This is a genomic window from Corallococcus caeni (assembly GCF_036245865.1).
Classification (GTDB): domain Bacteria; phylum Myxococcota; class Myxococcia; order Myxococcales; family Myxococcaceae; genus Corallococcus; species Corallococcus caeni.
The window spans coordinates 380,002-402,578 of record NZ_BTTW01000002.1 but is presented as its reverse complement, the minus strand read 5'-3'; the positions used below and the strand labels follow the sequence as shown (position 1 = coordinate 402,578).

At 71.7% G+C, this 22,577-nt stretch carries 23 protein-coding genes; 5 read left to right on the top strand and 18 right to left on the bottom strand.

Going from position 1 to position 22,577, the window contains the following annotated elements; translation table 11 throughout:
* Nucleotides 1-5: 5 nt before the first annotated feature.
* From AABA78_RS09750 to AABA78_RS09740, 3 genes are all read right to left on the bottom strand, one after another.
* A complete protein-coding gene (locus AABA78_RS09750) occupies nucleotides 6-953 on the bottom strand; it encodes a hypothetical protein (protein WP_338262706.1) in 948 nt (315 codons plus the stop codon).
* A gap of 194 nt (nucleotides 954-1,147) precedes the next feature.
* A complete protein-coding gene (locus AABA78_RS09745) occupies nucleotides 1,148-2,716 on the bottom strand; it encodes a PAS domain-containing sensor histidine kinase (RefSeq protein WP_338262705.1) in 1,569 nt (522 codons plus the stop codon).
* A 206-nt stretch (nucleotides 2,717-2,922) separates the two neighbouring features.
* Nucleotides 2,923-5,898, bottom strand: a complete 2,976-nt coding sequence (locus AABA78_RS09740; RefSeq protein ID WP_338262704.1) for a TonB-dependent receptor domain-containing protein — start codon at nucleotides 5,896-5,898, stop codon at nucleotides 2,923-2,925.
* 352 nt (nucleotides 5,899-6,250) lie between these two features.
* Between AABA78_RS09740 and AABA78_RS09735 the strand changes: the two genes are divergently transcribed.
* A complete protein-coding gene (locus tag AABA78_RS09735; RefSeq protein ID WP_338262703.1) occupies nucleotides 6,251-6,670 on the top strand; it encodes a hypothetical protein in 420 nt (139 codons plus the stop codon).
* Between the two features lie 85 nt (nucleotides 6,671-6,755).
* Here AABA78_RS09735 and AABA78_RS09730 read toward each other — a convergent pair whose 3' ends face one another.
* The 5 genes from AABA78_RS09730 to AABA78_RS09710 all read right to left on the bottom strand — a co-directional run bounded on the left by AABA78_RS09730 (nucleotide 6,756) and on the right by AABA78_RS09710 (nucleotide 10,728).
* The gene (locus tag AABA78_RS09730; protein WP_167497754.1) at nucleotides 6,756-7,130 is read right to left on the bottom strand and encodes a helix-turn-helix transcriptional regulator; all 375 of its coding nucleotides are present in this window, start codon (nucleotides 7,128-7,130) and stop codon (nucleotides 6,756-6,758) included.
* Nucleotides 7,131-7,488: 358 nt separating this feature from the next.
* Nucleotides 7,489-8,097, bottom strand: coding sequence for a putative glycolipid-binding domain-containing protein (locus AABA78_RS09725; protein ID WP_338262702.1), 609 nt, complete (start codon nucleotides 8,095-8,097; stop codon nucleotides 7,489-7,491).
* 57 nt (nucleotides 8,098-8,154) lie between these two features.
* Nucleotides 8,155-8,979: an eCIS core domain-containing protein gene (locus AABA78_RS09720; protein WP_338262701.1), complete on the bottom strand. Its 825-nt coding sequence runs from the start codon at nucleotides 8,977-8,979 to the stop codon at nucleotides 8,155-8,157.
* Entirely contained in the window at nucleotides 8,939-9,367 is a 429-nt protein-coding gene (locus tag AABA78_RS09715; RefSeq protein ID WP_338262700.1) for a hypothetical protein, read from the bottom strand. The genes AABA78_RS09720 and AABA78_RS09715 overlap by 41 nt, the downstream gene beginning before the upstream one ends.
* Nucleotides 9,368-9,489: 122 nt before the next feature.
* Nucleotides 9,490-10,728, bottom strand: a complete 1,239-nt coding sequence (locus tag AABA78_RS09710) for a metallophosphoesterase (protein WP_370469451.1) — start codon at nucleotides 10,726-10,728, stop codon at nucleotides 9,490-9,492.
* 499 nt (nucleotides 10,729-11,227) lie between these two features.
* On the opposite strand from AABA78_RS09710, the gene AABA78_RS09705 reads away from it, so the two are divergent.
* Complete coding sequence (locus AABA78_RS09705; protein ID WP_338262699.1) at nucleotides 11,228-11,602, top strand: DUSAM domain-containing protein; 375 nt, start codon at nucleotides 11,228-11,230, stop codon at nucleotides 11,600-11,602.
* Nucleotides 11,603-11,644: 42 nt separating this feature from the next.
* Here AABA78_RS09705 and agmC read toward each other — a convergent pair whose 3' ends face one another.
* The 4 genes from agmC to AABA78_RS09685 are packed head-to-tail and all read right to left on the bottom strand — an operon-like array spanning nucleotide 11,645 to nucleotide 15,879.
* The gene (gene agmC / locus AABA78_RS09700) at nucleotides 11,645-14,014 is read right to left on the bottom strand and encodes an adventurous gliding motility protein AgmC (protein WP_338262698.1); all 2,370 of its coding nucleotides are present in this window, start codon (nucleotides 14,012-14,014) and stop codon (nucleotides 11,645-11,647) included.
* 51 nt (nucleotides 14,015-14,065) lie between these two features.
* A complete protein-coding gene (locus AABA78_RS09695) occupies nucleotides 14,066-14,566 on the bottom strand; it encodes a hypothetical protein (RefSeq protein ID WP_338262697.1) in 501 nt (166 codons plus the stop codon).
* A 15-nt stretch (nucleotides 14,567-14,581) separates the two neighbouring features.
* Nucleotides 14,582-15,082 (bottom strand): cupin domain-containing protein, encoded by a 501-nt coding sequence (locus tag AABA78_RS09690; RefSeq protein ID WP_171421137.1) that lies wholly within the window; start codon nucleotides 15,080-15,082, stop codon nucleotides 14,582-14,584.
* Nucleotides 15,083-15,096: 14 nt separating this feature from the next.
* Nucleotides 15,097-15,879 carry a class I SAM-dependent methyltransferase gene (locus AABA78_RS09685; protein WP_338262695.1) on the bottom strand — a complete coding sequence of 261 codons (783 nt, stop codon included), beginning with the start codon at nucleotides 15,877-15,879 and terminating at the stop codon, nucleotides 15,097-15,099.
* 100 nt (nucleotides 15,880-15,979) lie between these two features.
* Here AABA78_RS09685 and AABA78_RS09680 point away from each other — a divergent pair, with 100 nt between their 5' ends.
* Together AABA78_RS09680 and AABA78_RS09675 are read left to right on the top strand one after the other, a co-directional pair.
* On the top strand, nucleotides 15,980-17,281 hold the full coding sequence (locus AABA78_RS09680; RefSeq protein ID WP_338262694.1) for a citrate synthase: 1,302 nt from the start codon (nucleotides 15,980-15,982) through the stop codon (nucleotides 17,279-17,281).
* A gap of 95 nt (nucleotides 17,282-17,376) precedes the next feature.
* Nucleotides 17,377-17,664 carry a hypothetical protein gene (locus tag AABA78_RS09675; RefSeq protein WP_338262693.1) on the top strand — a complete coding sequence of 96 codons (288 nt, stop codon included), beginning with the start codon at nucleotides 17,377-17,379 and terminating at the stop codon, nucleotides 17,662-17,664.
* Nucleotides 17,665-17,739: 75 nt separating this feature from the next.
* Here the strand turns inward: AABA78_RS09675 and ychF are convergent, their stop codons facing one another.
* From ychF to AABA78_RS09645, 6 genes are all read right to left on the bottom strand, one after another.
* Nucleotides 17,740-18,849 (bottom strand): redox-regulated ATPase YchF, encoded by a 1,110-nt coding sequence (gene ychF, locus AABA78_RS09670; RefSeq protein WP_171421141.1) that lies wholly within the window; start codon nucleotides 18,847-18,849, stop codon nucleotides 17,740-17,742.
* Nucleotides 18,850-18,894: 45 nt separating this feature from the next.
* Nucleotides 18,895-19,443: a F0F1 ATP synthase subunit B gene (atpF, locus tag AABA78_RS09665; RefSeq protein ID WP_171421142.1), complete on the bottom strand. Its 549-nt coding sequence runs from the start codon at nucleotides 19,441-19,443 to the stop codon at nucleotides 18,895-18,897.
* Nucleotides 19,444-19,586: 143 nt separating this feature from the next.
* Nucleotides 19,587-19,817, bottom strand: a complete 231-nt coding sequence (locus tag AABA78_RS09660; protein WP_120560834.1) for an ATP synthase F0 subunit C — start codon at nucleotides 19,815-19,817, stop codon at nucleotides 19,587-19,589.
* A gap of 143 nt (nucleotides 19,818-19,960) precedes the next feature.
* Nucleotides 19,961-21,013: a F0F1 ATP synthase subunit A gene (atpB, locus tag AABA78_RS09655; protein WP_338262692.1), complete on the bottom strand. Its 1,053-nt coding sequence runs from the start codon at nucleotides 21,011-21,013 to the stop codon at nucleotides 19,961-19,963.
* Nucleotides 21,013-21,426, bottom strand: coding sequence for a hypothetical protein (locus AABA78_RS09650; protein WP_338262690.1), 414 nt, complete (start codon nucleotides 21,424-21,426; stop codon nucleotides 21,013-21,015). Before AABA78_RS09650 ends, atpB begins: the two co-directional genes overlap by 1 nt.
* Nucleotides 21,423-21,689: an AtpZ/AtpI family protein gene (locus tag AABA78_RS09645; RefSeq protein WP_338262689.1), complete on the bottom strand. Its 267-nt coding sequence runs from the start codon at nucleotides 21,687-21,689 to the stop codon at nucleotides 21,423-21,425. Before AABA78_RS09645 ends, AABA78_RS09650 begins: the two co-directional genes overlap by 4 nt.
* Before the next feature lie 381 nt (nucleotides 21,690-22,070).
* On the opposite strand from AABA78_RS09645, the gene AABA78_RS09640 reads away from it, so the two are divergent.
* Entirely contained in the window at nucleotides 22,071-22,565 is a 495-nt protein-coding gene (locus AABA78_RS09640; protein ID WP_338262688.1) for a YbhB/YbcL family Raf kinase inhibitor-like protein, read from the top strand.
* The last annotated feature ends 12 nt before the right edge of the window (nucleotides 22,566-22,577 follow it).

The following is a 22,577-nucleotide window of genomic DNA, read 5'->3' as shown; positions in this document are numbered from 1 at the left end:
CTCGCCTACTGACAGGCGCCGCAGTCCGCCGCGCAGCTGTCCGGCGTGTTGCTGCCGCCGCACTTCTCCGTCAACTGGCACACGCCGTCGCCGCAGCGGTAGATGTCCTGGGGCAGCATGCGCGTGGTGATGGGCCGGTACGTCACGCCGTTGTACGTGCAGCGCGTGTAGTACGTCCGCGTGGCGTCCAGCGTGCAGTAGTACCGGCACGCGCCCACGTGCTTCATCGGCGTGCACGCCGTCGTCTCACTCCAGGACGACAGGCCGCAGGTGCGCACCGTGCTCTCGTCGTAGTCCAGGTACGCGCCGTCGTTCGCCGCGAACGTGCCCTCGCCCGTGAAGAGGTTGCCGAAGAAGCACGCCTCCTTCTCATTGTATGTATTCAGCTCGTCCGTCGAATACGGCATCGCCCCGCCCAGCGCGTCGCGCCCCAGCACGGAGATGTTCACGTGCATGCCGTACTTGTTCGCGTGCGCCGCCAGACACGCGCTCACCACCTGCTGCTCCGCCACCGTCGCCGGCAGGCCTCCCGCCCACCCCGGCGCCAATCCCAGACTCCCCTTCCACGTGTAGCTCTTCCCCGTGGTGGGCGACTGGTACGACAGCGTCGCCCCCGCCGAAAGCGAGCACTGCACCACGTAGCGCATCACCATGTCCGCCGACGCGGGATCCTGGTTGAACCAGGTCTGGAACCCGTTCGTGGACAGGCCATTCGTGGACAGGCCATTCGTCGACAAGCCGTTGGTTGACAGGCCATTCGTCGACAAGCCATTGGTCGACAAGCCATTCGTCGACAGGCCATTGGTGGAGGCGAGCGCGCCCGAGGACTGGGCCACCCCATCGGTGGCTTCATCCAGGGAGGGAGCGCCGCAGCCGGCGAGCGCCGCGGCCAGCCAGAGCGCCGTCCAGGGTGAGGAACGGAATGAAACATTGCGAGGGGGATTGAGGTGCATGGGGACTGCCTCCGCGTGGGTGACCGCGCGAGCCGCACGGCCTGATCAACCGGTAAACGCACTCCAACGAAGCGAGCAGCGCCCCTGCCCTCCCGGCCCATCCCCTTCGGTCCTTCGCACAACACGCGCGGCGTGCGGCGGCGGACGCTCTCTCCTTCACCGCATGGCGGCGAACGCTCACCCCTTCCAAAAGATCAGGCCGTCCGCGTGCGGCCCTTGCCTGCCTTCACCTTGGCCTTCGGACGCGGAGGCCGCGGCAGCCGCACCGTGAACGTCGTGCCCTCCTTCTCCGAGGACGTCACCTCCACCGTCCCTCCGTGCGCCTGGACGATCTCCTTCACGATGAACAACCCCAGCCCCAGGCCGCTGTTGCGCCGGCCGCCCTGCTCGCGCTCGCCCTCGCCCTGGCGGAACGGATCAAACAGCCGCTCGCGCAGCTCCTCCGGGATGGGCGAGCCGGGGTTCTGCACCTCCAGCACCTGGTGCTCGCCCTTCGCCCAGCAGCGCAGGAACACCGGCGCGTCCGGGCTGCCGTGCTCCAGCGCGTTGCCCACCAGGTTGGAGAGCACCTGCGCCAGCCGCTCCGCGTCCCACTCGCCCTCCGCCTTGCCGTCCACGTCCACCGCCACCGCGCGGTCCGGGTACGCCGCCGACAATTCGTCCACCACCTGCTGGCACACCGCCCCCAGGTCCGTGGGGCCCTTGCGCAGCGGGATGCCGCCCGCCAGCCGGGCGCGCGTCAAATCCAGCAGGTCCGCGATCATGTTCCCCATGCGCGTCGCGGAGGCCTCGATGCGCTGCGCGTGCTGCCGGTGCTGTTCGGGCGTGCACTCCAGCGGCCCCCGGCGCTTCTGTGCCCGCGCCGACAGCACGATGGCGTTGAGCGGGTTGCGCAGGTCATGCCCCAGGATGCCGATGAAGCGCTCCCGGAAGCGCGCCTCCTCCACCATGGTCTCCATCTGACGGGTGCGCTCGGTGACGTCCATCATGGAGCCGATCATCCGCACCGGGCGCCCCTCGTCGTCGCGCGCCAGCACGCCGCGGTCCAGCACGTGCGCCCAGCTGCCGTCCGCGCGCTGGAAGCGGTACTCCTCGCTCCACACGTCCCCCGTGGACGCGACGAACTCCACCAGCCGGTCCACCACGCGCTCGCGGTCCTCGTCGTGCACGCGCTCGCCCCACCAGCCCAGCTTGTGCTCCAGCACCGCCGTGGCGTGGCCGAACGCGTCCCCCGTGCCCGGGTCCCACCGCACGCGGTCCGTGGCGAAGTGCCAGTCCCACAGCACGTCATGCGTGGCGCGCGTCGCCAGCCGGTAGCGCTCCTCCGCCTCGCGCAGCGCGCTCACCGTCTGCTCCGCCCGCGCCAGCGCCGCCTCCACCTCCTGCCGCGCCGCCCGCTCCCGCTCCGCCTGGTGGGCGTCCGCCGCCTGCCCCTCGTCGCGCGGCAACAGCCACATCGCCAGGCCCTCTGCGTGACGCACCACCACGTACCGCCGCCCCGCCGCGTCCCCCTGCACCAGCCCCACGTGCGGGACTCCGCGCATCAGCACGCGCACGAACGCCGCCACGTCGAACAGCGCGACGCCCTCCCGCGTCCACAGGGACAGGTGCCGGCCCAGCTCCAGCGAGCGCACCCAGCCCTCGGCCGGGACGTTCATGGACGTCCACCGGAAGTCGAGCGCCTCCCCTGTCTCCCCGTACAGCGGCTCGAGGAGGATGCAGGGCGTCTCGTTGTCAGCGGGCAGTTCCCATGCCGGAGCCATGCCCGGCCCCCAGGACAAACCCATCATCGTGCTCCCCCCGACGCTTCGGGCCTGTCCCCCACCCTCCACGTCGGTGTCGGGCAGGCTGGAAAAACCCGCGTCTCATGGAATACTGACACATCTGGCCACGAGTGGAGCAGCCCTGCGGGGCAGGGGGCGCGGAAAAGTGCTCACCCCCGAGCATTCACCCTACCCTCCAGGACAGGTCAGTACCGGCCCTTGACGCCGATGATGGGCAGGGCGATGGGCAATCCCACCGCGCTCTTGGTCAGGGGTTGCCGGGTGTAGCCGCCGCCCACGTAGTCGAAGCCCAGCGTCTCCGTGTTGAGGGTGACGTTGAGCATGTCCAGGTAGGCCTCCAGGCTGAAGGTGTCGTAGGCCCAGGCCTTGGAGACGCGCAGGTCGAAGCGGAAGAAGGGCGGCAGCCGGTCCACCGCGTCCCTGTCCACCTGCACCCACGCGGGGCGGCCGTCGCTGTCGGTGCCCTCGCGGTGCGTCTGGCTTCCCAGGGTGCCGTACTCCGGGCGTCCGGTATTGAAGTGGAGCACGCCCCCCAGGGTGATGTTGTTGGAGAACTTGTGGCTGACCACCAGGTTCAGGATGTGTGTCTGGTCGAACGCGAAGGGCAGGTCCGCGGAGTCCTCGGAGATGGCCCGACCTGACGAGTCATATCGATAGAAGGTGGTGCGCCGCGTGCTGCGCTGGAGGCTGTACGAAAGCCAGCCGAACCAGTTGTTGCCCAGCGGGTAGCGGATGAGCAGCTCCAACCCATACGCCAGGCCGTGGCTGGTGAAGTCCGGGAGGTCCCAGTCGTCGCGGCTGACGGGCGGAGGATCCACGTCCACCTGCCGCGCGCGCACCCGGCGGAAGCCGTTCTGGTGGAAGTCCCCACCGGGGCCGGGCGAAGGTGGCGGCGCGTCCGGGTCGCCGCCGCCGTCCAGGTCGTCCGTCAGCCCCTCGTCGGAGAAGGGCGTGAGTTCGATGGTGCGCAGCATGGGGTTCACATAGACGTCCAGCCCCACCTCCCACTTGTCGAAGGCCTTCCACTCCACGCCGGTGGAGAGCTGCACGCCCTCCTGGAGGCCCAACAACAGACTGCCCACGTCCACCACCGGCAGGCTGATGAGGGTGGTGGGCGGCTGATGGAAGATGCCCGCGCCGCCCTTGAGCGTCACGGTGTCGGTGAGCTTGTGGCGCACGGTGAGGCGCGGCTCGATGACCTTGTGGTCGAACCCGCCGGACAGGTGGTAGCTGTCCAGCCGCAGGCCGGGCACCACCGTCCATCTGTCATTGGGCGTCCACACCCCTTCCGCGTACGCGCCGGTGAATGTGGCCAGCGCCACGGGCACGCGCACCGAGTCCTCCTCCACCTCCTGGCCATTCTCCACCGTGAGCACGTCCACGATGGCGCGCTTGTGGTCCACGTCCGCGCCCGCGCGCAGCAAGAGCCGCTCATCCAAGGGCACGCTGTAGCCCACGCGCCCGGAGAAGGTGCTCTGGTCGATGTGGATCTCGTTCCCGTTGTCCGGCCCGCGCGACACGACGGCGAAATCATCCGTGCCCCAGGTGCCGCCCACCTCGAGCTCGCCCTTGCCCAGCGGGTGGCGGCCGCGCAGGTCCACCCGGTGGAACGCGATGGACTGGAGCGCGGTGTCGCTCTGGGCGTCCTGCGCCTGGGAGCCGAAGGTGTCCGACGAGCCAAAGGCAAACAGCCGCAGCTTGCCCTCGCCCACGTCCTGCTCCACGCGGGCCTGATAATCCCAGAAGTCCAGCACCACCTTCGGGTTGGTGCGCCCCGGCGGCGGCGGGTCCTGCAACTGATTGGCCGCCAGCGCGATGATCCACGGCGTATAGGAATAGCGGCCCGCGAGGCTGACGTTGGTGCCGGTGGACTTGAAGGGCGTCTCGATGAAGAAGCCCGCGTTGATGAAGTCCGCGTAGGCGCTGCCGTGCACGCGGTCGTCGCGAGGCCGGGTGAGGCGCCCGTCGATGGCGCCGCCCATCAGCCGGCCGTACTGCGGCGGCGGCGAGCCCGGATAGAAGTCGATGGCGTCCAGGAAGTCCGGGTGGATGACCGCGGGCCCCAGGAACAGGTGGAAGAGGATGGGGATGCGGATGCCGTCCAGGAAGTAGCCCGTGGACGCGGGCTGGCTGCCGCGCACCACCGGGTACGCCACGCCGGACAGCATGCTGCCCACGCCCGGCAGCAGCATCACCACGCGGAACGGGTCGCCCATGGTGCCGGGCACTTCCCGCAATTCCGCGTCGTGCAGCGTGACGCGGCTGACCTCCGTGCGCTCGCGGTCGCCTCGCACCACCGTCTCGTAGGGGTTCACCACGAGCGGCTCCAGGCCGTAGACGACCTCCAGCGACTCGGTGGACTTCAGCGCCTCGCGGAACAGGCCGGGCTTGTGGCCCGGGGCGAACACGCGCACGGCCTGGCCGCCCGTGGGGAAGCGCGCCTCGAAGCGGCCGTTCTCGTCTGTCTGCACCGGCGAGTCCGGCGCCGCGTCCGACACCAGCGTCGCGCCGATGAGCGGCCGGCGGTTGCCCTTCTGCCGCACCAGCCCCTTGAGGGTGATGGGCCCTTGCGGCGTCAACGTGCCGCCGTCCGCGCCGCTGGCCACCGCGACAGGGGCCTCGAAGCGGTACTCGAAGAACAGGCGCACCGCGACGGGCTGCCCCTCCATCATCGCGGGGGAGAAGCGCAGGGAGGGCGCGGCGTGCAGCGCGGCCTCGTTGAGCAGCGGGTGCACGCCCTCCACCAGCGTGGCGGTGTCCACCTCGCCCGCCTCGTCCACCAGCAGCTCCAGCTTCACCGTGCCCGCCACGCCCTCGCCCACCAGCCGGGGCGGGTACGGCGCGGGCGAGTCCTGCACCAGCGCGGGCGGCACGAAGGCGGCCAGCGCGGGCCCGGCGTCTGGCGCCGCGCCCGCCTCCAGCGCCCAGCCCGCGTCCGTGCGCTGGAGGTCCGCCTCCTTCACGACCGTGCCCGCGCCCCCGTCCTGGCGGGTGACGGGCAGGCCCGCGTCCAGCGTGTCGCCCAGCCGGGCACTGCCGGGGTCCGCTTCAGGAACCTGGGGGGTGGCCTGCGCGCGAGCGGGGAGCACCGGCCCCAGCAGGCATAGCGAAAGCACCAGCGCGGCGGCGTGCCAGGGCGTGCTCCTCTTCGAGACGGTCATGGGTGATGGCGTTCGTGCAAGACAGGTCCCGGCCAGCACCCATGAGGCCAGGGGATGCCCGCCCTGACAAGCGCTGCCCCGTGACGCGTGCCATCACCGCCCGACCGGGGCCGTGCCGGCGGCGTACCTTTTCCTCTGGCGGACATTGGCCCCGCGCGTCACGTCGCGCCGTGGATGCCCTGCCCCGTCCTGGGGACGGGGCGCCCCATTTCGGATCCATCCCCACCTTCCAGGAAGTCGCCCTTTCCCATTCCCCGGACGCCATGGAACGCCCCAGCCCTCCCAGGCCGCTCTCCAGCGACATGCCCTGGTCACGAGTGCGTGCGGCGTCCGGCGTCACGCGAGCCTGCTTATGATTCCCCCGCCGTCCCTGCGCTACCTTCCCCACGGACTGCTCGCGTCGATGCTGTTGTGCCTGATGCTGACGCCGGTGCTGTTCCCGCCGTCGCTGGCGCGCGCGGGGAACGAAGGGCCGGACACCTTCATCGACGAGGGGCCACCCGGGGCCACGCCCTCCAGGGAGGCCACCTTCGTCTTCACCGCCACCACGCTGAAGCCCGTGTTCTGGTGCTCGCTGGACGGCAGCCTCTACATCCCCTGCGAGTCCCCGTGGCGCCTCAAGGACCTGCCCGTGGGCGAGCACACCGTGGACGTGTACGCGGTGGACGTGAACACCGCGCACCGGGACCCCACCCCGTCCGGCTGGGTGTGGCGGGTGACGGAAGCCGCCCCGCGCGCGAACCCGCCCCGCCCTCCCGCGTCCGCGCCCTGAGGCCGAAGGACCGCAACGGGTCCGACAGTCGGACCAGTCAAGGACCGCGCCGGGCGGGAGGCGAACCGCATGGGGGGCCGGGGCTTCAGCGGCGCGTGGGCAGGATGGCGCTGGCCACCAGGCTCATCAGCTTGAGCTGGGGGCGCGGCAGCCGGCGAACTGCGCGCAGCAGGCGGCGCATCTCCGGCAGGTCGTCCTTGTCCGTGGAGTCCTCCTCCCACAGCCCCGCGCCCGCCGCCGCCGCCACCGCCAGCCCCAGCGACGCGTCCGCGGACAGCTGCAGCGCCAGGCACAGGCGGAACAGCGTGGGGACGCTGGGCATCATCTTGCCCCGCTCCAGCCGGCCGTAGACCTCCGACGCGATGCCGACGCGGTCCGCCACGTCCGCCTGCGTGAGGCCAGCCCGCAGCCGCGCGGCCCGGGCCGCCGCGCCCACGCTGACCGCCAGCTTGCGCTCCAACTGCCGCCGCGACAGCGCGGCCGCCGACGCGGGCGCCACATGGCGCTTCTTCCGGACGCGGCCGGAAGCGAGAGGACCTCGGGGGTGGGTTTTCACCACATCAACCTTGCACGTGACGTCCGGTGGGGTGGCCGTAAGGCTCACGGCCCCTCCACCGCCGGAACGGTTCAGAGGTCGTTATAACCCGCCACGTCACCCGGGCCCATCCCTATATGACAGGTAGTCCTGCATTCCCCCGTCCACCGGAAGGGCGTCGTTCACGGCTCCATAAGCCCACATGAAACGACACGCAGTCCCCCAGAGGCGTGAAGGCGCGTGAAGGATTGTCCGGGTTGGGGCGCAAGGGTTGCGCCCGGGCTCAACCGTCGGACGTGGCGACGCGTTCCCAGCCGCCCGGGTAGTGCGTGACGAGCCCCAGGGCGTCGGTGTCCACCTCGGCCACGAAGGCGCCGCCCGCGCTCTCGTAGCGGTAGCGCGTGGAGGACAGCCGGGTGTAGCGCTGCTCCAGCCGCTCCAGGGACAGGTCCGGCAGCCGCACCCACGCGGCCGTGACGTCGCGGGACTGGCCCGGCTCCAGCCCCAGCCGGCGGATGGGCAGGGTGTTGGTGGAGGGGGTGACGCTCAGGTCCACGTCCACGCACCCGCGCAGGTCCGGCAGCTCGCGGCCCTCGCGCCACCAGCGCTGGTGGTCGTCCACCTGGAGCACCAGCGTGCGGCGCGTGCCGCCCTGGTGCAGCGCCAGCCGCAGCTCGCGCGTGTGCCAGTCCGGGTCGCACGCCACGGTGTAGCGCGCGAGCAGCGGCAGCCCTTCGCCCACCAGCACCGCGGTGCCCGTGAGGAGGGGCCCCTCGGCGGACTCCCACAGCTCGAAGTGCTCGGTGCCGGGGGACTCCAGGCGCCGCCAGGTCAGGGCCTGCAGGCAGCGGCCCTCGGGCGTGCCGCCGGGCCGGGCGGTGCGCGCCGTCATGGGGCGGGCCTCCGGAGGTTGGGGCGGTTCACCGCGCGGCCCCGGGGGCCGGCGGCCTCACGGCGCGCCCCGTCCGGCGTAGAGGCAGTCCAGCGCCTCGTCCAGCAGGCACAGGGCGGCGTCGCTCCAGCCGCGCAGCCGCTGCTGGGGCGTGGGGCGGCCCACGTGGGGGATGAGCTGCGCGTCGGCAGCGTCCTCGATGAACTGCGCCTGCTGCTCCGGGTTGAGCTCCGCCCAGCGCCGGTGGCCCACGGCCTTGCGCCAGTCGTAGCCGTCCCCCAGGTACTGCGCCGCCAGCGCGCCGCTCAGGTAGCCCGTCCCGCCGTGCTGGTGCTGCCACACGTGCGTGAGCTCGTGCACCAGGAGCCGGAAGCCCACCGCGCCGTAGCCGGGCGGGATGAAGAGGACGTCCCCATGAGCGAACGCGCGGCCCGGCAGGCCCAGCAGGCCCAGGGCGCCTTCCTTCACGCGCACGCAGCGGTAGTCCAGGCTGTCGCCGAAGATGGGGCGCAGCCGCTCCACCTCCGCGTCCGTCAGCCGGCGGCCCACGGGCTCCAGGCCCGCCACCACCTGCACGGCGGACAGCACGCGCCCGCCCAGCATCAGCACCAGGTCCACCGGCACCTGCGCCGCGCGGAACAGGCAGCGCTTGAGCTGCGGCAGGCCGTCGCGCGAGCGCCCCGTCGCGCAGCGGGCCATGCCGCCAGCGAAGAGCACCAGCGCCAGGTACGCGCTGCGCGCGGCGCCCGCGGACGCCCCGGCGATGCCGGTGAACAACCCGTGGCCCGCGTCCGCAACCCGCGCCGTCAACGGCGCCAGGCGGGGAGCGTCACGGCGGGAGTCACGGACGGCTTGCGGATTGAGCGAGGTGGGAGACCCCAAGGACCCTCTCCAGGAGCGAGCGCAGCTCACCGGCGCGCCAGGGCCGGCCGAGTGCGAAGTGGGTGTGGCAGCCCGTCGGGACGGTGGCGCTCGCTTCGGGACGGAAACCGGAGGACAGCAGGATGCGCGGGCCGTGGAAGGCCCGGTCCACCAGCCGGCAGAGGAAGTCGCTCACGACGCGGCGATCCGCGTCCAGGTCCAGCACCAGCCCGTCCACCGCCACGCCCAGGTCCAGCCGCCGGTCCGCCGACGTCGCCCCCAGCGCCGTCACCATCCGGCACCCCAGCCCCACCTCGCGCGCCACCGCCAGCCGGACCTCGGGGGCCTCGGAGACCACCAGCAGCACCGGCGCCGCCTTCCCCGCCCGGGGCGCCGCGATCGGGACCACCGTCCCGCGCCGCGCACCCGGGACCGCGGGGGCCGTGGGACGGCTGAAAGCGAATTCCGGGACAAGGAGGGAAGACGGTGCGGTGGCCACGTCCCCAACAATAAGCAGCAAGAACGGAAATATCAAGCTTGGCTTGAATCACCGCCAGAACGGGGAGTTCCCACCAGGGTGAGGGCGGCGATCTCCGGGGCGGGGCCCAGGCGCAAGGGGGGGCCCCAGTAGCCGGTGCCGCGGTGCGTGTAGACCCGGGTCCCGGCGACGGTGGCCAGGCCCTTCACGACGGGCTGCTGGAGCTTCACGAAGAACATGAAGGGGAAGATCTGCCCGCCGTGGGTGTGGCCGGACAGCTGGAGGTCCACGCGCAGGCCCTCCAGGAACAGGGCGGTGCGGGGCTGGTGGGCCAAGAGCAGCCGGGGCACGTCCGGCGGGGCGCCGGCGAGCGCGAGGTCCGGGCGGCTCTCCAGGGGCGGGTCGATGTGGCCCGCGTCGTGGTCGGTGACGCCGGCGACGACGAGCCGGGCGCCGCCGCGCTCCACGACGCGGTGCTCGTTGGTGAGGACGGTGATGCCCAGGCGGGCGACCTCGGCCATCCAGGCGCGGGCGCCGTGGTAGAACTCGTGGTTTCCGGTGACGTAGTAGACGCCGAGCGGGGCCTTGAGCGACGCGAGCGGCGTCATCTGGTCGCGCAGCTGATCCACGGAGCCATCCACCAGGTCGCCGGTGATGGCGACGAGGTCCGGCTCGAGGGCGTTGACCTGCTCCACCACGCGCTGGAGCCACACGCCGTCCAGGGTGGGGCCCACATGGACGTCGGACAGCTGCACGACGCGCAGGCCGTCCAGGCCCGGGCCCAGGTCCTGGAGGGCCACGGTGGTGCGCTCCACGCGGGCCCTGCCGCGCGCGGTGACGAAGGCGAAGGCCACGGCGGGCACGACGGTGCCCAGCACGGCGGCCGCGCGGCCCCGGGCGAGCGCGTGCATGTCGGTGACGGTGCCGGACAGGGCCAGCGCGGCGCCGACGACGTCGGAGGCCAGCACGGCGGTGAGGAAGACGCCGAAGGCGCCCAGCCACAGGTAGGCGCCCCACTGGATGACGCGGGAGAAGCCGGTGGGCTCGCGGCGCGCGGCGCGAAAGCCCGCCAGCAGGACGAGGTAGCACAGGCCCAGCAGGCCCCAGCCCAGGGCGGCCCAGGGAGCAGGCCAGCCGGGCGCGGTGAAGAGGCGCAGGCCGATGTAGACGTGCAGCGCGGTGGGCAGGCCCAACCCCAGCAGCAGCGACAGCACCCACCGCCAGCCCGGAGCCCTGGCCGAGCGCCGGGACCGCCGCGAGGGAGCTTCTTCCGAGGACACGTCCGTCGTCACGCGCGCCACCCTGTCGCCCCGAGAGCCAGGACGCCTTCGAGCGCGGGAAGATAACGGCCACCCCCACGCCGCGCCCGCCGTCGCGCGGTAGGGTCCGTGAACCATGACAGCCCCGAAAGCCGCACCCTGGAGGCGCCACCTCGCGCCCCTCCTCGCGGCCTTGAGCCTGGGATGTGCCACCGTCGCCATGGACACCGAGACGGACTGCATCCAGCGACACCCGGGACGCCCCGAGGCATGTGGACTCACCGCCGCCGAGGCCGCCGCCATCATGGCCGCTGGCATCGGCGCCACCGGCACGCACAGCAGCTCCGACGCGGACTTGGACGATTACGTTGATGACCCGCGCTTGCCCGAGTGGAAGAACCGGTGCCTTCGGACCTGGAATGAGTGCGCGGACGGCCGATACAGCGGCCCTTGCACCGACTGCCTGCGACGATGCGAAGGCCAGCAGGAATGGCCCATCGAAATGTGCGGCCCGAAAAGGAAGAGACGCTAGATGACTGCCCGCCCGAACTGGGACGAAATACGAGCACTGTCGCGGAGCGTGCTGCGCGAGGGAGGTCCCCTCACCCTCACCGACGATGTTCGTGCGCTACTGCTCCAGACCGCCGAGGAAGTGGCTGTCTCCGACGCCGCGGCGGCGCTCCAGTCCGACGCCGGAGCCCTTGCACTCCTACGCGAGTGCGCCCGCCGCATCACGGACGGTTCCAACAGACTCGTGGACGCCCTCTACCGGATGCATCGACTTCAGGACGCGGGCAACTGGGAGGAAGCGCGCCAGCAGATGCGCGAAGTGCTGGCCGTCGAAGTCGTCCCCTACTACCGCGAGCTTGCGACGGAGCAGCTTGACGACATGGCCGACGCGCCATGACCCGCCCCGCTCCGGATCATCCGGAGCAGGGCGCGGGGCGCTTCAGCTCCGCGCGCGGCGGCGGCGCGCCAGGGCGCCCAGGCCCACCAGCGCCCAGACGCTGATCATCCCCGCGGGCGCCGCGCCGCAGCCGCAGCCCACGTCCAGGTCGGTGGGGCCGCGCACCTGGAAGCCCACCTCCGGGGACCGAGGCCCCGCCTCGCCCTCCGCCGTCACCACCTGCGCGACGACCTTGTGCGCGCCCGTCGCGAGCGCCTTGTCCGCCGTCAGCATGTGCCGGAAGACGCCTTCGTCGTCCGCGGTGGCGAGCGCGAGCGCCGTGCCGTCCAGCTCCAGTTGCACGGTCGTGCCGGGCAGCGCCACGCCCACGAACATGAAGGTCGGATCCACGGTCGCGCCCTGCTCGGGCACCAGCACCATGGGCATCGCCGGATCCGCCGTGCCCGCGTCGCCATCCGTTCCGCCGTCCGCGCCGGGCACCACCACCTCGAAGCCCACGACGTCGGAGTACGGCCCGTCATCGCCCGCCTCGTTGTGCGAGTGCACCGTGACCTTGTGCGTCCCCACGCTCAGCGGCGCCGAGTCCGGCACCTGGAAGCGGAAGCGCCCCAGCAGGTCCAGCGGCACGATGTGGTCCGGCCCGTCGTCGATGACCACGCCCACGTTCACGCCGTTGGCCGCGGTGCCGGCGAACAGCGGCGTGGGCCCCACCGTGTCCCCGTTGCCGGGCACCACCAGCACCGCCATCTGCACGACGCCGCCGTCCGCGAGCACCACCGCGGGCGTGGCGAAGCGCACCGGCGCGGACGGACTGCTCGCTACGCCCAGCGACTCCGACCAGGCGACGACGTCGTGCGCGCCCGCGGCCAGCGGCGTGGTGGGGTCGTAGGTGAAGCGGCCGTCCGCCCCCGGCACCGCCGCGCCAATCTCCCGCCCGTCCACGACGAGGTGGACGACCGGCCCGTTCGTGTCCGCGGTCCCCGCGAAGCGCGGGCGCGTGGTGGCGTACGCCTCACCCGACGCCGGCGACGTGATGACCGGCGTGACGGGCACCTGGAACGCCTGATCCACCTGCTGCACCGTCCCGGCGGACGTGCCCCCGTCCGGAGCGCCGGCATCCGGCGCCGTGGAGGCCGGCGTCGCGCCGTAGGAGCCCGCGCCCGCATAGGCGGACATGCCCGCGTTGCCCGCGCTCACGTTGGCGGAGCACGCGATGCTCTTCGCCTGGATCAACACCCGGCCTCCGGCGCCTCCACCGCCCGGCCCGAAGGGCAGCTTGTCCAGCTTCGTGTCGCCGCCCGCGCCACCCCGCGACTCGACCGCGACGCAGTTCAGGACGTCCACCGCGCGCAGCACCACCGCGCCGCCCGCGCCGCCGCCGCCCGCGCCGTCATTGCCCGACGAGGCTTCCGCCGCCAGACCGGAGGCGCTGTAGACGCCCTTGCCGTCGAACGCGGTGGCGCGGATGAACACCACGCCGCCGCCCGCCGCGCCGCTGGAGCCAGCCGTGTCGGAGCCATGGCCCGCGCCGCCGCCACCGCCGAACGCGAAGCGCTCGAACACGGAGTAGTTCAGCGCCGCGCCGCCCAGGCCTCCTTCGTTGCGCGCCCCGTCCCCCGTCGTCGTGCGTCCGCCCTGGCCTCCGATGCCGCCGTGCCCGCCACCCCCACCCCCGGAACCGGAGCAGTTGCCGCCACCACCGCCGTTGGCCAGGTTGCCGCGCCCGCTGGGGATGCCATTCTTGGAGAAAACTCCTGCCACGCCCTCGCCGCGCGAGGAGCCACCCTTGGCACGCTCCAGCTCCAGCCCGGTGCAGCCCGCAAGGTCCGCGCCAGCCTGGAAGACGCCTCCCAACGAGCCCAGGCCATCCGCGTCGATGCGGCCGTCGTTGAGCACCTTGCCCATCACCAGCATCGCGAGGATGCCGCCGGACTTGCCGTTCCACGGCGACGTGGTGAGCCGCGCTCCCGGCTGCACGATGACGTCAACGTACTCGGCCACGCGCACCACCTGTGCCCGGCTCGCGGTGTAGGCGTAGCGGAGCGGCGCGGTCAGCACGAGCGAGGTGGTCGTCACCGCCTCCACCCGCGCCAGCTCCCAGCGCCCCAGCGCGACGGCCCCCGCCAGCGACACGCCCTTCGGGTTGCCCAGGTCGGGCGCGGGCGACAGGCCGGTGCTCTCGTGGATCATCACCAGGTCACCCGAGGCGAAGACGGCGCTGGACACCACCAGCTCCGCGTCTCCCGCCACGGCGTTCTTTCCCAGGGCGGACTCCGCGGACACGGGGAGGGTCCCCCCCGCGACGACGGTCAGCGTGCCGTCACGGCCGGTGCCCAGGCCAAACGAATCCGGCTCCGCGCGAGCGACCTGCGCCAGGAGCAATCCAACGATGAGGGCCAGCGTGATGCGCATGCCCCCATGGTGCCCCACCGGGCGTCCGGGGTCGAGGGAGGCCCGGCCGCTTCAGCGCGGCGCAACCAGGTCCTGGAGTCCGCGCGCGTTGACGGGCGCGAAGAAGGGCTGCCGCAACAGCCGTCCCAGCGCGCGGCGCTCGACGCAGAGCAACTGGAGCGAGTCCTCCCATTCCCCCAGCACCGCCACCGCGCGCACGTCGGCCGCGTCGCGGTACAGGTCGTTGAGGTTGTGCACGAGCGCGGGCACGTCCTCCACCTCCCAGCGCTCCGTGACGTCACCGGCCGCGACGTGCAACTCCAGCGCGGGGCGCTCGCGCACGTCCACGACCTTGAGCCGCCGGGCCGCGCCGCCCATGGCCGCGGTGAGCGGCCCCACCAGCTCATCCGGCCGGACGCCGTACCCCACGGTGAGCCCGCCCACGAGCAGGCCCGCTTCGCACAGCCGCAACATCGACACGTGGGGAGGCTCGCCCTTCGGCAGCAGCGCGGAAGCGGCGGCGGAGTCCTTGAGCAGCCGCTCGCGGTCGAGCGCATCCAGCAGGGAGGCCATGGGCCGCGCACCCTATCAGGGCTCCTCGCCCTCCCAGTAATCCACCTCCGCGCTCAAAGGCAGATACGCATGCAGCGTGCGCGACGCCTTGTCGCCCCCGGGCGCCGCACCCGCGAAGACGCCCACCTTCCTCGAGTCCGGGTACACGAGGACGTCCGGCGCCTCCATGGTGGAGAAGCACAGGTAGCGCAGCGGCTCCGGGCCGTCGTTGATGAGCTGATGCGCGGACTCCGCGCCCGGCGGCAGCGCGACGTAGTCCCCTTCGCGCACGGGCAGCGTCTGGGTCCCCAGTCGCAGCGAACCCGTGCCGGACAGGACGTAGACGGCCTCTTCATTGCCCAGGTGGTAGTGCAGCGGCCACGAGCGGCGGCCCGGCGGAAGCTCCACCAGGCTGCACCCGAGCTTGCGCCCGTGCGCGGCGGCGCCCAGCTGCTTGCGCTTGAGGGCCACGCGGCTGCCGTGGGCGAGCTCCGTCCAGGGGACGTCCTCCGAGTGGATCAGGTGAGGCGAGGACATGGCGGGCTCCTGTTTCACGGGCGCACCGCGACGAGCGCGAACACGCGGTGGGGAACGGACATCGGCTCCGCGGGGAAGCGCGCGGCGAGGAGCGCGGCCAGCGCGGCGTCGAAGCGGGCGACCTGCTCGGGCGGGAGCATGGCGCCAATGCGGGCGTTGGCGCGCATCCGTCCGCGCCACGCTTCGTGGGTGTAGGGCGTGAGCGTGTCGAAGGTGAAGGACGTGAGGGACTGGAAGCCGGCCACGCCCACGTCGCGGAACCACTGCGGGTAGATGCCCACGCCCTGGCCGAAGCGGTCCACGGGCAGGTCCACGCGGGGGCTGAACTCCTCCACCAGGGCCTCGGTGGCCTCCAGCAGGTTGCCGGGCAGGGCCGTCCAGTCGAAGTGGCAGAGGATCAGCTTCCCGCCGGGCTTGAGCAGGCGGAAGGCCTCGCGCGCGGCGGCGGCGCGGTCGAACCAGTGCCAGCACTGGCCCGCGAACACGCGGTCCAGGGACCCGGACGGCAGGCCCGTGTTCTCCGCGGGCGCCTCGCGGAAGTCCACGGTGAGCCCCTCGTCGCGGGCAAGCCGGGCGGCGGCCTCCAGCTGCGGTGCGGAGACATCCAGCGCGGTGACGTGGCAGCCACGCCGGGCCAGGTTGCGCGCGACGGTGCCCGTGCCCGTGCCCAGGTCGAGCACACTCAGGCCGGGCGTGAGCACGCCGTCCTGTTCGAGCCGTGAGTAGAAGGCGTCCGGGAATCCCGCCCGGTGTTTCGCGTAGTCCGACGACGTACGGCCGAAATCCACCACGTTCATGGTCGCTCTCCCCGCTGGATGTGGCCTCACGCATGGAAGGGTCGACTCGACAGGAACATCCAGTCGAGTCGAGACTCCACTCCCGGGAGGCACGTGAAACATGGTGCGTCGTGCAGGGGGACGTTCTCAATCTCGATTCGACCATCCAGTTGAGGAGGAGCTTCTGCGCGCGGAGGAGGCGGCCGCCCTCCTGGGTGTGAAGCGGGCGACGCTCTACACCTACGTGAGCCGGGGGCTCGTGCGGTGCGTGCCGGAGAAGGGCACGAAGGAGAACCGCTACCTGCGCGCGGACGTGGAGCGGCTGAAGACGCGCCACGACGCCCGCGCGGGCCACGCGGCGGTGGCGTCCGGGGCGCTGCGCTGGGGTGAGCCCGTCATCGACTCGTCGGTGTCGCGCATCAGTGAAGAAGGGCTCGCGTACCGGGGCCACGACGCGGTGGAGCTGGCCGCGCGGGGCCACCGCTTCGAGGACGTCGCGGAGCTGCTGTGGACCGGGCACCTGCCGCCGCAACCCACGTCATGGCCCGCGCCGGAAATTCCGGCCCGGGGCGCGGCGCTGTCTCCCACCGCCCTGGCCGCCATGCTCCCGCGCGACACCCCTCCCCTGTCCGCGCTCGCCGCGCTGGTGCCGCTCCTCGCCGCGAACGACGCGGGCCGCTTCTCCGCGCCCGCGGAGCAGGACCGGGTCCGCGCACGCCGCCTCATCCGCCACCTGGGCGCGTGGGTCTGCGTGGCCCAGGCTCCCGGCCGCGTGTCGCGCGCGTCGAAGGAAGCCACGGTGGCCGCGTCGCTCGCCACGGCCTGGGACGCGAAGCCGAAGCGGACCGCGGAGCTGATCAACCTGGCGCTGGTGCTCTGCGCGGACCACGAGCTGAACACCTCCACCTTCGCGGCCCGCGTGACGGCCTCCTCCGGCGCGGACCTGTACGCGTGCATCAGCGCGGCGCTCGCGGCCATCTCCGGCCACCGCCACGGCGGCGCCTGCGACCGCGTGGAGGCGCTCATCGCGGAGGTCGGCCGGCCTGAACGCGCCGCGCAGGTCGTCCACGGCCGCCTGCGCCGGGGCGAGGCCGTGACGGGGTTCGGCCACCGCCTCTACCTGAAGGGCGACCCCCGCACGCCGCCCCTCCTCAACGCCGCGCTGAGCGTGAAGCCCGAGTCCCAGAAGGTCCGCGTGGCCCGCGCCGTCATGGACACCATGCGCGACGCCGGCCACCCGCCCCCGTCACTGGACTGGGGCCTGGTGGTGCTCGCGGACGCGCTGGGCCTGCCCTCCGGCGCCGCCACCGTGCTGTTCAGCCTGGGCCGCACCGCGGGCTGGGTCGCGCACGTCCTGGAGCAGCGCGAGCAAGGCCACCTGCTCCGTCCGCGCGCCCGCTACGTGGAGCCCCCGCCCCGGTAGCACCGTGAAACATTTCGCGCGGCTGTCACATGGCGTGCACGCCGCGCGGGTTTTCGTTGGGCGCCCTGGCGCCCCGTGCTCACACTGCCAGCCCCGTGAGGACCTCCCGCCCGACCCTGCCCTATCCCGCCCTGATGTTGCTCGGCAACGTGGCCTTCATCGCCTCGTGGATCGTCATCCTCAAGCGCCCGGAAGGCTGGCAGGTCGTGGGCCCCGTGCTCCTGGCCCTCTTCCTGGCGCTGCGCGTGGGCGGCGTGTGGAAGTACGCCCTGGGCAACCCGGACCCCGCGGGCCGCGTGAAGCGCTCCGCCATCCTCTCCACCGTGCTGGCCGTGCTCGCCGTGGGCCTCTGGGGCTACACGTGGCTGAGCGGCCCCCGCTAGAAACGAAACGGGCGCCCCTTCCGTGAGTGGAAGGCAGCGCCCGTCGTCACTTCCAACAGCGGAGAAGTCCCCGCGTCAGACGTTGAAGCGGAAGTGCATGCAGTCGCCGTCCTGCACGACGTACTCCTTGCCTTCCACGCGCAGCAGGCCCTTCTCCTTCACCGCGGCCTCGCTGCCCAGCTTCACCAGGTCCGTCCACCCGAAGACTTCCGCCTTGATGAAGCCGCGCTCGAAGTCGGAGTGGATGACGCCCGCCGCCTGCGGCGCCTTGAAGCCCTTGTGGATGGTCCACGCGCGGCACTCCTGCTCGCCCACCGTGAAGTACGTCCACAGGCCCAGGAGCTTGTAGCCCTCACGCACGACCTTGTTCAGGCCGGGCTCCGTCAGGCCGGAGTCCGCCAGGAAGCCGGGACGGTCGGCCTCGGCGAGCTGCTGGATTTCAGACTCCAGCGCCGCCGCCAGCACCACCACGCCCGCGCCTTCCTTGGCGGCCATCTCGCGCACCTGCTGCACGCGGGGGTCGCTGTCTTCCTTGCCAATCTGCTTCTCGCTGATGTTCGCCACGTACAGCACGGGCTTGTCCGTCAGCAGGAACAGGTCCTGGATGGCCGCCTTCTCGTCGTCGGTGAGCTTCTGCGCGCGCACCGTGATGCCTTCATCCAGCTTCGCCTTGATGCGGTCCAGCAGCGCGACCTCGGCCTTCGCCTCGTCGCCCGCCTTGCCCCCCATCTTGGTGTTCTTCAGCGAGCGCTCGCGGCGCTTCTCCACCGTCTCCAGGTCCTTGAGGCACAGCTCCGTGTCGACCACGTCCCGGTCCCGCACCGGGTTCACGCCGCCCTCGACGTGGGTGACGTTGTCGTCCTCGAAGCAGCGCAGCACGTGGAGCACCGCGTTCACCTGCCGGATGTTCCCCAGGAACTGGTTGCCCAGGCCCTCGCCCTTGGACGCGCCGCGCACCAGGCCGGCGATGTCCACGAACTCCAGCGACGTGGGGATCTTCTTCAGCGGCTTGATGAGCGCCGACAGCTGGTCCAGGCGCTCGTCCGGCACCGGCACCACGCCCACGTTCGGCTCGATGGTGCAGAACGGATAGTTCGCCGCCTGCGCGCCCGCGGCGGACAGGGCGTTGAACAGGGTGGACTTGCCCACGTTGGGCAGACCGACGATGCCGATGGAGAGAGCCATGATGGATTCCTGGAACAGGCGGGCGCGGCGGAAGACTCCCGGCCGTTAGGCCGAGCGGCGGGTCGCCGTGGCGCTCGTGGCGCCGGGCAGGCCCTGCACGAACTGCTCGGCCAGCGCGCGGTGCTTGGCGTCGTCCATGCGCTCGTTGATGAGCTTGCCGGCCACTTCCATGGCCAGGTCCACGGCCATGGAGCGGACCTCCGCGATGGCCTTGGCCTTCTGGTCTTCAATCTCGCGGCGGGCGGACAGCTTCAGCTCCTCCGCCTCCTTGCGGCTCTTGGCCATCAGCTCGTCGCGGAACTTCTCCATGTCCGCCTGCACGCGGCGGGTGGTCTCCGCGGCCTCGCGGCGGGCCTCGGCGATGGCCGTCTTCTGGTCGGCGAGCAGCTTCTCCGCCTCGGCGCGCTCACGCTTGGCGCTCTCGATGGCGTTGGTGATCTGCTTCTCGCGCTCTTCCACGAGCGACAGGATGGGCCCCCACGCCTTCGCCCGCAGCACCAGCAGGACGATGATGAAGGTGACGATGGTCCAGAAGATGAGGCCCGGACGGACCTCCACGAAGCTGCTGGCGGCGAGGACTGAGGGCAGGAACATGGCGGGTCCCGGTGAAGCAGGAAAGACGGAGGGAGGATGCGGGAGACTTCAGGTGAGACAGGCACAGCGTGCTGCGTGAAGCCGGAACGCCGGCGCCCCTTCTTCCCGAAGAGGACGCCGGCTCCCGTTGCGACCTGCCGGCCTTACTGCTTGATGGCGAGCAGGATGCAGACGACCAGCGCGAACAGCGTGGCGCCTTCGATGAGGGCCGCGGCGATGATCATCGTGGTGCGGATGTCGCCACCGGCGGCCGGCTGACGGCCCGTGGCGTCCATGGCGGCGGCGGCCAGCTTACCGATGCCGAGGGCGGCACCGATGATGGAGAGGCCGGCGCCGATACCGGCGGCGAGGAAGGCAAGAGCGAGGTTGGTCATGGGAGCACGTCTTCTTTCGTGAGGCGGGACCCGCTTGTGGGGGGGTCGTGGGGGCCCTTTAGGACTACCTCCGGCGGCCTTTCGAACCGCCGGGTCTTCAACCGGGGCGCGCCGTCGTTACCGACAGGCGCCCCGTCAACTTGTCAGCCCAGGTGGTGGGCCTTGCCGTGGTCGTGGCTCTCGCCACCCTCGTGGTGGTGGTCATCGTGGTGGCCCATGGCCACGCTCATCCCGATGAACAGCGCCGACAGCATGGTGAACACGTACGCCTGCACGAAGGCCACGAACAGCTCCAGCAGGTAGATGCCGAAGGCGAACGGCACGCTCACCAGCGCCACCGCGGGGTTGCGGAGCATGAAGATGAGGCCCAGCAGGAAGAAGATGACGATGTGGCCCGCCAGCATGTTGGCGAAGAGGCGGATGGTGAGCGCGAAGGGCTTGGTGAACAGGCCCAGGAACTCCACCGGAATCATGATGGGCCACAGCCAGGGGGCCACGCCGCCCGTCAGGTGCTTGAGGTAGCCGCCGATGCCCGCCGCGCGGATGCCGGCCGCCTGCGTGACGAAGAAGGTGCACAGCGCCAGGCCGCAGGTGACGGCGATGTTACCCGTGGCGGTCGCCATCCAGGGGAACAGGCCCAGCAGGTTCATGAAGAGGATGAAGAAGAACGCGGTGAGCAGGTAGGGCACGTACCGGGGGCCCTCCTCCTTGCCGATGTTCTTGATGGCCAGCTCGTCGCGAACGAACAGGACCAGCATCTCGAAGAGGTTCGCCCCGGCGCCGCGCGGCACGAGCTTCGTCTTGTCGCGGTTGCTCCAGATGAGCAGCGAGCCGATGAGCAGCAGCGCCGCCAGCCACATCATCACCGTGTGCTTGGTGATGGAGAGGTCCAGGCAGCCCTGGCCCAGGCCCGGGTACACCTCGCCGTGGCCCCCGTGCGTGTCCGCCATGGGCGTGCAGGCGCCCTCGTGGAACGGGATGAGGATGCGCGGCAGGTGGATGGGGATGTGGTTGTGGCTGAGGGGGACCTCGAACTCGTACTCGTTCGAGTCCGCCACGTGGTGGAGGATGTAGCCGGCGACGTCATCGCCCTCGGCGTCCTTGCTCTCGTTCGCGACGCCGTGCTCACCGGCCTGCTCGGAGGCCCACACGGTGCCCGCGAACAGACAGGCGAACAGCACCATTGCCTTGCGCATCACTCGTCTCCGCCCGCCGTGTCTTTCGACGCGGCCATCACGTAGCTGACTTCGATCCACTGCAGCGCGAAGTAGACGCCGAAGAAGCCGCCCACGAACGCGATCGCGCTCAAACCCCGGGACACCACCCACGCCAGCCCGATCCCCACGCCCACGCCCCTGAGGGCGAAGACCACACCGACCACCTTCAACGCCGCCTTCAAATCCGCCTGCATCGCCGCGCGCCGCTTCAGCACCAGCGCCACCACGCCCGTCACCGCCGCCACCCCGACGCCCAGCAGCGCCGCGACCCGGTCCTCCGCGGCCTTGGGCAGCGCCGCCGCCACCACCGCGCCCACCCCCATCACCGCCGCCGCCAGCCCCGCGTGCGTCCAGAACGGGTCCCGCTTCGGCTGTCCGCCCGTCCCCGTCACTTGCGCTTCCCCAGCCGGGCCATGGCGTGGAGGAAGCCGTAGAACCCCACGCCAATCCCCACCAGGCTCAGCCCCAGCAGCAGCCAGGGCGACGTCCCCAGCCACCTGTCCAGGAAGTAGCCTCCCAGGACCCCCACCACCGCCCCGCCCACCAGCTTCCAGACCGCGGAGATGTACGGCTCCGCCGCCCGCATCTGCCGGGCCGTCTCGCCCAGCTCACTGCCTGGCGCGTCCGCCTGCTTCCGAGGCTCCTGGTCTGACATGCGGACGCCTCACCAAACCCCGGGAAAGTCTTGGGTTTCCTTCACCAACCCCGACCCCGCCCATACACGCGCGGGCGCCGCTTAGCACCGAATGCGCGGCGCGTGCAACCGGTACGGGGGCGCGGGGGCCCGGGGTGCCAGCAGCGGTTGCGGCACCCGCAAGCGCAGCTACCACGGCGCCGGGGCCGGAGGGGTGGTTTCTCTCTGAAGCGCGGGCTTTCGCGGCAGGCGGCCCGGGGGGCGCCCGGTGGATCAGCGGCGGGAGGCACCCAGGGAGGTGACGGGCGGCCGGGCGTCGCGCCCGCCGCCTCTCAGCACCGGACCGGGGGCATCGCCAGCTTGGCAGGGTCACGTTGGCCGCACATGCCCAAGGAGGCACGCATGCCGAAGCCGCTCGAGCTCACCTCGCCGAAGTTCAAGGACGGGATGCCCATCCCCATCGCCTACACCGGCGAGGGCGACGACAAGGCGCCGCCCCTTCACTGGGAGAACCTCCCCGCCGGGGCCAAGAGCCTGGCGCTCATCGTGGAGGACCCGGACGCGCCGGACCCGGCGAACCCCCAGCGCACCTTCTGCCACTGGGTCCTCTACAACCTCCCCGTCAACGCCCAGAGCATCCCGGACGGGGCCACCCTGGACGTGCTGCCGGAAGGGGCGAAGCTGGGGCGCAACGACTTCAACCGGCAGGACTACGGCGGGCCCATGCCGCCCGTGGGCAACCACCGGTACTACTTCCGGCTGTACGCCCTGGACACGGTGCTGCCGGACCTGAAGCAGCCCACCCGCACGCAGCTGCTCAAGGCGATGGAGGGCCACATCGTGGGGGAGACCCAGCTCATGGGCACCTACGAGAAGACGCACCACCGCAAGCACTGAGGCGCACGGGGC

Excerpts from the sequence above, each read along its gene's own strand:
- AABA78_RS09750 (WP_338262706.1), bottom strand. The coding sequence starts at position 953 with ATGCACCTCAATCCCCCTCGCAATGTTTCATTCCGTTCCTCACCCTGG.
- AABA78_RS09745 (WP_338262705.1), bottom strand. The coding sequence starts at position 2,716 with ATGGCTCCGGCATGGGAACTGCCCGCTGACAACGAGACGCCCTGCATC.
- AABA78_RS09740 (WP_338262704.1), bottom strand. The coding sequence starts at position 5,898 with ATGACCGTCTCGAAGAGGAGCACGCCCTGGCACGCCGCCGCGCTGGTG.
- AABA78_RS09735 (WP_338262703.1), top strand. The coding sequence starts at position 6,251 with ATGATTCCCCCGCCGTCCCTGCGCTACCTTCCCCACGGACTGCTCGCG.
- AABA78_RS09725 (WP_338262702.1), bottom strand. The coding sequence starts at position 8,097 with ATGACGGCGCGCACCGCCCGGCCCGGCGGCACGCCCGAGGGCCGCTGC.
- AABA78_RS09705 (WP_338262699.1), top strand. The coding sequence starts at position 11,228 with ATGACTGCCCGCCCGAACTGGGACGAAATACGAGCACTGTCGCGGAGC.
- agmC (WP_338262698.1), bottom strand. The coding sequence starts at position 14,014 with ATGCGCATCACGCTGGCCCTCATCGTTGGATTGCTCCTGGCGCAGGTC.
- AABA78_RS09695 (WP_338262697.1), bottom strand. The coding sequence starts at position 14,566 with ATGGCCTCCCTGCTGGATGCGCTCGACCGCGAGCGGCTGCTCAAGGAC.
- AABA78_RS09690 (WP_171421137.1), bottom strand. The coding sequence starts at position 15,082 with ATGTCCTCGCCTCACCTGATCCACTCGGAGGACGTCCCCTGGACGGAG.
- AABA78_RS09685 (WP_338262695.1), bottom strand. The coding sequence starts at position 15,879 with ATGAACGTGGTGGATTTCGGCCGTACGTCGTCGGACTACGCGAAACAC.
- AABA78_RS09680 (WP_338262694.1), top strand. The coding sequence starts at position 15,980 with ATGGTGCGTCGTGCAGGGGGACGTTCTCAATCTCGATTCGACCATCCA.
- ychF (WP_171421141.1), bottom strand. The coding sequence starts at position 18,849 with ATGGCTCTCTCCATCGGCATCGTCGGTCTGCCCAACGTGGGCAAGTCC.
- atpF (WP_171421142.1), bottom strand. The coding sequence starts at position 19,443 with ATGTTCCTGCCCTCAGTCCTCGCCGCCAGCAGCTTCGTGGAGGTCCGT.
- AABA78_RS09660 (WP_120560834.1), bottom strand. The coding sequence starts at position 19,817 with ATGACCAACCTCGCTCTTGCCTTCCTCGCCGCCGGTATCGGCGCCGGC.
- atpB (WP_338262692.1), bottom strand. The coding sequence starts at position 21,013 with ATGCGCAAGGCAATGGTGCTGTTCGCCTGTCTGTTCGCGGGCACCGTG.
- AABA78_RS09645 (WP_338262689.1), bottom strand. The coding sequence starts at position 21,689 with ATGTCAGACCAGGAGCCTCGGAAGCAGGCGGACGCGCCAGGCAGTGAG.
- AABA78_RS09640 (WP_338262688.1), top strand. The coding sequence starts at position 22,071 with ATGCCGAAGCCGCTCGAGCTCACCTCGCCGAAGTTCAAGGACGGGATG.